Here is a 5,332-nt window from a genome sequence, read left to right as displayed (position 1 = left end):
CACCCACATGACGCTCCACGATCACGTGGAGCGCCTACTCTGCCTATTGACCCTGGCGTACGTCTGGTGCGTGCTGGTGGGGGTTCTCCAAACCTGCACTGTGAAGGCGCACGGTCGGCGAGCCTGGAGTGTGGTGACGCTGGGCCTCCGGACCCTCGTGCGGACGTTCGTCTGCATCCACGAGCGTGGGGAGGCGGAAGCCCTGCAACTCATTGGGCTTTTGAAATCCAGCCAGACGCTCAATTCAGAAAGTGTCGGGTACTGAGGGCCTAGCTCCCCCCCTTGGCCTCTTTTTGCCGAATCTGTCACCTTGACGACTATTCCGTCATGAATCAACAAATCAAGTGAGCAATACTTCTTGCCAAGAGTGTATTGAATGGCGGGCTTCATCAACGCAACCTCATAAGACTGTGCTTCATACGCCAGAAGACCTCTGAGGTTTCCAGAATATTGATTATTAAAGTGGGGTTCGATAAATTTATGGCGGTTGCCAAAAGCATCAATGATCTGCCCCTCTTCTTTAATTCTGTCCATTCTGGCCTGTCTGGTTTCTAGAAGTTCCTGCATAATCTCTGAAGCAGCAAAAAAATCATCAAAAGTCAGATGACATCTCTTTTGAATTGCGTCAGCTAGTTTTTTCTTTCCCATCCCAAAGATGAGTGGGTAAATCAGGGGTTTAAGGTGTTCTTTGGTGATATAGGGGTAGTAGGCTTGGAGCGGTTCCACGACAACTGACCATGCATCTTTTAAACCTTTGCTTGTCAATTTTTCTTGCAGGCCATGCGCTCCCCAAATTCTGGCGATCACAGCGAGCTGGGCAGCGGCAAGGTCAAAATGGAGCGCTTCCCCAAACACTGCCTGTCGTACCTTTTTACTGAGAAGTTGAAGACCTCCTCCAACGGTATAGAGGCGTGGGCTACCGCTTTTCGTGGCATAAAACGCTTGCCAGTGAGGAAGTCTGTTCAGAATATCAAGGTTGAAAATAGCCTTCCTTTCACTGGGAAGGGAGCGAGCGGCAACAATGGCGGCGGCGCGATTGTCCTCTAGTCGGGCAAACGAATGGGGCTTTCTGCTGTTGAGCTGCTGAAGCTCCTCATACAGCGGGTGTTTTTTAGGGGCAGTGGCGCTCGCAATTCGCCCTTCAGCGCGGTTTTTCTTGAGAGAAATCTCTCTCTCTGTAGCAGTCAAAGGAGGCTTGGGAAGGAGGGTTAATGGAGCGACACCCCCGCCATTGAGAAATTCCAATTTCCTTTGCTCAATCAATGAACCTAGCTCTGGATGAACTTCAGGGCGGATACAAGTTGCTCTCCCGCACGTGGCATCTGGAGGGATGATCTCGAAGGGGAGAATATCCCTTAGAACGTGCTGCAAATCCTCCAAACGCTCTTGCACTTCAGGACGCTTCTGCTCCATCAAATGGAATGTGTCATCCAGCCCATGCATCACAGCCTGCGAGCACACCACCAACGAATCATCGTGATCATCTACCCAAGGGCGGAATAGAACGTACTCCAAGAAACAAATGGTAAACTCATTCAACGAATCCAGATTCATAGACATCAGCTAATCACACTCCAATAAATCAACAAATAACTACAGAACCGCACCTATTTATGCAGTTCAGATAAATCATACCCTCTAGGAGCATGTTTTTCGTGTACTAACTAGGGAAAACTTTTCCCTAAATAAGTATCCCTATTAAATAATCTTTGCCATAAGCCTTTGATTATCTATATTGCTTATCTCGATAGGACAAGTTCACTTGTACCAACGTGGCAATATTATATTGGCCTTCCCAAGTCTTCCCAGAGGCATAGCCACTCTTTGGGGCGAAGAGATTGGCCTGTCACTTCGAGTCTGTCGCAAATAATCTTTTCTACGTGAGCAAGGCACACGGGGCACATGTCATTCACATCGGGAAAGCGGAAGCAGTAGCCCCTGCATTCCCACACCCGAAAGGGCAGCCTCTTAAAATACTGCCTTGTGTCAGCAGTCAAACCACTTGGAGTCGTTCTTAGGATCGGTGAACGCTTCATAGCCTCAGTTCCCTCACCTGTGCTTTCCTCCCTCGCCTTTGCCGCCTTCTCTGCTGTTTGCTCCATCGCCAACGCTCTTTCTCCCTTCATCTTCTGCCTCCTTTTGACCTCCTAAGTTTAACTGATTACATAATATGTCCCATTAGTTTATGGTTCTCGACACCAACGGAATAAATTGGGGGAAGATGAGAAAACTGCTTTCAATCCTTAGATTGAGCAGATATATGCTGTCCTACACAGCAAGACCCGCCTTTATATTCCTTAAGATCACTGCTAAGCATCACAGGCTCAACAGATAGGCGGCAAGTGTGGCTCCTGACCTCTACCCTTGCCCGTATCCTGAGCCGTGTCCACAACTCTCCTACGTGCCTACTTGACCCGTCTTGTGCAGATTCGGCCTCAAGCGGTGGCGGAAACGTCTTTCTATCCTGCTTTGGAAACCCTGTTCACGGCAGTCGGCAGCACACTGAAGCCCAACGTCATTTACATCACCCACCCCAAAGGCAAGGGTGCGGGCCTGCCTGACGGTGCTTTCTTCACCCCTGAGAAGTTGAAGGGTGAGGCTAAGGTGCAAGCGCTAATGCCCTCTCGCGGCGTCTGTGAGGTCAAGGGGACGCCCCAAGACTTGTCGTCGCTCATTGCCTCTGCCCCAGTGCTCACATACCTCAAAACATAGGGGCAAGTCGTGGCGACTAATCTCATCAGCTTCGCAATGGTAGAGCTGGCCCAAGAGGAGGGGCAGAAGTGGTGAGGGTGGTAGAACGCTTCGATCTTGCCCCCACAGAAGAGGCATTTTGGAAAACGGCACAACAACCCTAGAAGATCAGTGAGGCCGAGAATGAGCGGTTCCTCGAATTTCTAAAACGGGCGCTGGTGCGTCGGGCCGACCTGTCCAAGCCTGCCAATCTCGCTTTAATTCTTGGCCTCTTACGCCAAAGAAGCACGACTAAGGCTAGAGCTGAAGGGTACGGCAAACCTCAGCAGCCTACGGAACGCCTTAGAGGAGCTATTGGGCGTCAGTTTCAGCACCGATCAGGGAGAGCACTTTTTTCGGGCTACCCTTGTCCAGACCCTCTTCTATGGTCTGTTCAGTGCATGGGTGATTCACCACGAAACCAAAACCAAAGCGGCGTTTAATTGGCTTCAGCGGCTCTTTGGAGAAATCGCTAAACCTGCGGCCATGCAGGCCATGAACCTTGTGGAAGTGATGGACAGCGCCCAAGAAGCCCTTGACCGCGTGAACCGAACCGCCTTCTTCAAAAACTTCAGCGAGGAACGAGCGGTGCAGTATTTTTATGAGCCGTTCCTCGAAGCCTATGACCCTGAGCTGAGGGAACAATTCGGCGTGTGGTACACCCCTGAAGAAGTGGTGGAATACATGGTGGAACGGGTAGACCGTACCCTACGCGATGACTTGGGCCTGAGCTTGGGCTTGGCCTCGCCTGAAGTGGTGATCCTTGACCCCTGCACAGGCACAGGCACTTACATTCTCAAGGTGTTGGAGCGGATTCAACGCACCCTAGAGGAAGAGGGGCAACTGGACGCCTTTAGCGGGCAAGACCTCAAAGAAATCGCCCTTAAAAGGGTTTTCGGTTTTGAGCTGATGCCTGCGCCTTTCGTAGTGGCCCATATGCGTCTCAACATGCAGCTTAAAAAGTTTGGCTTTGAGCTAGGCGCAGACGAGCGGTTGGGCGTGTACCTCACCAACGCCCTCACAGGCTATACGGATACAGGCAGCGTTGACCTTTCGGCCTTTGGGGAATTTCTGAGCGAGTGGCAGGAGTCCAACAGCGTCAAGCAGCAAGAGCCTGTGCTGGTGGTACTGGGCAACCCGCCTTATTCCAGCTTCTCAGGGATCGGGGTCAAAGAGGAGCAGGAGCTAGGCAACGCCTACCGTGAGGTTAAGGCCGTGCCGAGGCCCGTAGGCCAAGGCTTGAATGACCTCTATGTGCGGTTCTTTAGGATGGCGGAACGGCAAATAACGCAGCCCAAAGAGGGCAAGCAAACTCAGGGTGTGGTGTGTTTCATCTCTAATTATTCTTGGCTCGATGGCCTCTCGCATACGGGCATGAGAGAGCATTACCTGAGCGCCTTTGACCAGATCACCATTGATAACCTGAACGGCGACAGATACCGCACAGGCAAGCTCACGCCAGAGGGCAAGCCTGACCCCAGCATTTTCAGCACACCCTATAACCGTGAGGGCATTCAGGTAGGCACAGCTATTTCACTGATGGTAAGGCGTGAAGCTCTAGCGCGTTGCTCTGAGCGCGTGCCGCTGCCGAAGCGTTCAAGCTCTGAAGCGTGAGCAGACCTGAAGAGAGCACTCTTAGGTTAATCACTTAGCAGCGGGTTGCGTCAGCTCCTGTGCGCGGCGACCTAGAACGAGCGAATCTTAATCGCGTCGCGAATTTCGGCCAGCAGCTTCTCTTCATTGGTAGGTTCGGCCACAGCGGGCTTCTCCTCACGCTTGAAACGTTCCATCAAGCGCGTAAAGGGAGTGATGACAAAGAAATAAATTACCGTTGCTGTGATCAGAAAGTTGATCAAGGCCGTGAGAAACGTGCCGTATTTGAAGATGCTGCCATTGATGCTGAAAGTCAGGGCATCAAAGTTAGGGACGCCTCCAAAAATGCCGACGATAGGCATAATTACGCCTTGCGTAAACGCCGTGACCACGCCACCGAAGGCCGCACCGATAATGACACCGACAGCGAGATCAATTAGATTTCCACGTAAAAGAAACTTTTGGAATCCGCTTATCATGGAGCAAGCCTACTTAAATTGTTATCCACTGTAAAGGGGTATCAACGACAGCAGGAAACAACATGGCTTGTCAACTGCTGAAGTCATGACATTGAGGCATAAGCGAACCCAAAAGAAAACGCCCTCAGCTTGAGCACTTGGCTCGTACTGAGGGCGGTATTATGTGGAAGTCACCGAACCCTAAGTGTCTATAGGGGGTTGGAACAAGCACCGAAATTAGGCGACAGGAAGGGAGTTTTTCTAGTTCCCTCACAGGTTGCCCCGTTACACACTTTCCAGGCGTGCTCCTTCAACCACTCGGACACCGTTCCAGCGCACGCCAATCTAGCGGAGGCGCGGCCAAAAATCAAATGCCTAGTGGAGTAGCTGGCGGGTGTATGCAGGAAAAGCGTGTACTAGACGTGCTCGGGGGCTTTTTCGGCAGTGGCAGGGGTCACAGCTTGCGCGGGCTGCGGCGCGGCAGTTTGGGGAAGGATGGTCTGGGAAGCTACGGCTTGGGGCGTCGCGTCTTTTGCCATGACCACACCGGG

3 protein-coding genes are annotated in these 5,332 nt (G+C 51.9%); 1 reads left to right on the top strand and 2 read right to left on the bottom strand.

Annotated elements, in window-relative coordinates:
- Positions 1-21 precede the first annotated feature (21 nt).
- A complete protein-coding gene (locus F561_RS29375) occupies positions 22-1,560 on the bottom strand; it encodes a hypothetical protein (RefSeq protein WP_019012513.1) in 1,539 nt (512 codons plus the stop codon).
- Positions 1,561-3,045: 1,485 nt separating this feature from the next.
- Between F561_RS29375 and F561_RS27625 the strand changes: the two genes are divergently transcribed.
- Entirely contained in the window at positions 3,046-4,344 is a 1,299-nt protein-coding gene (locus F561_RS27625) for an N-6 DNA methylase (protein WP_019012510.1), read from the top strand.
- Between the two features lie 71 nt (positions 4,345-4,415).
- Here F561_RS27625 and mscL read toward each other — a convergent pair whose 3' ends face one another.
- Positions 4,416-4,802: a large conductance mechanosensitive channel protein MscL gene (gene mscL, locus F561_RS0124025; RefSeq protein ID WP_026299190.1), complete on the bottom strand. Its 387-nt coding sequence runs from the start codon at positions 4,800-4,802 to the stop codon at positions 4,416-4,418.
- Positions 4,803-5,332 lie beyond the last annotated feature (530 nt).

This window comes from Deinococcus aquatilis DSM 23025 (assembly GCF_000378445.1).
In the GTDB taxonomy this organism is placed as follows: domain Bacteria; phylum Deinococcota; class Deinococci; order Deinococcales; family Deinococcaceae; genus Deinococcus; species Deinococcus aquatilis.
Note: the sequence above shows the minus strand (reverse complement) of the source record. Positions and strands in the feature narration are given on the sequence as shown.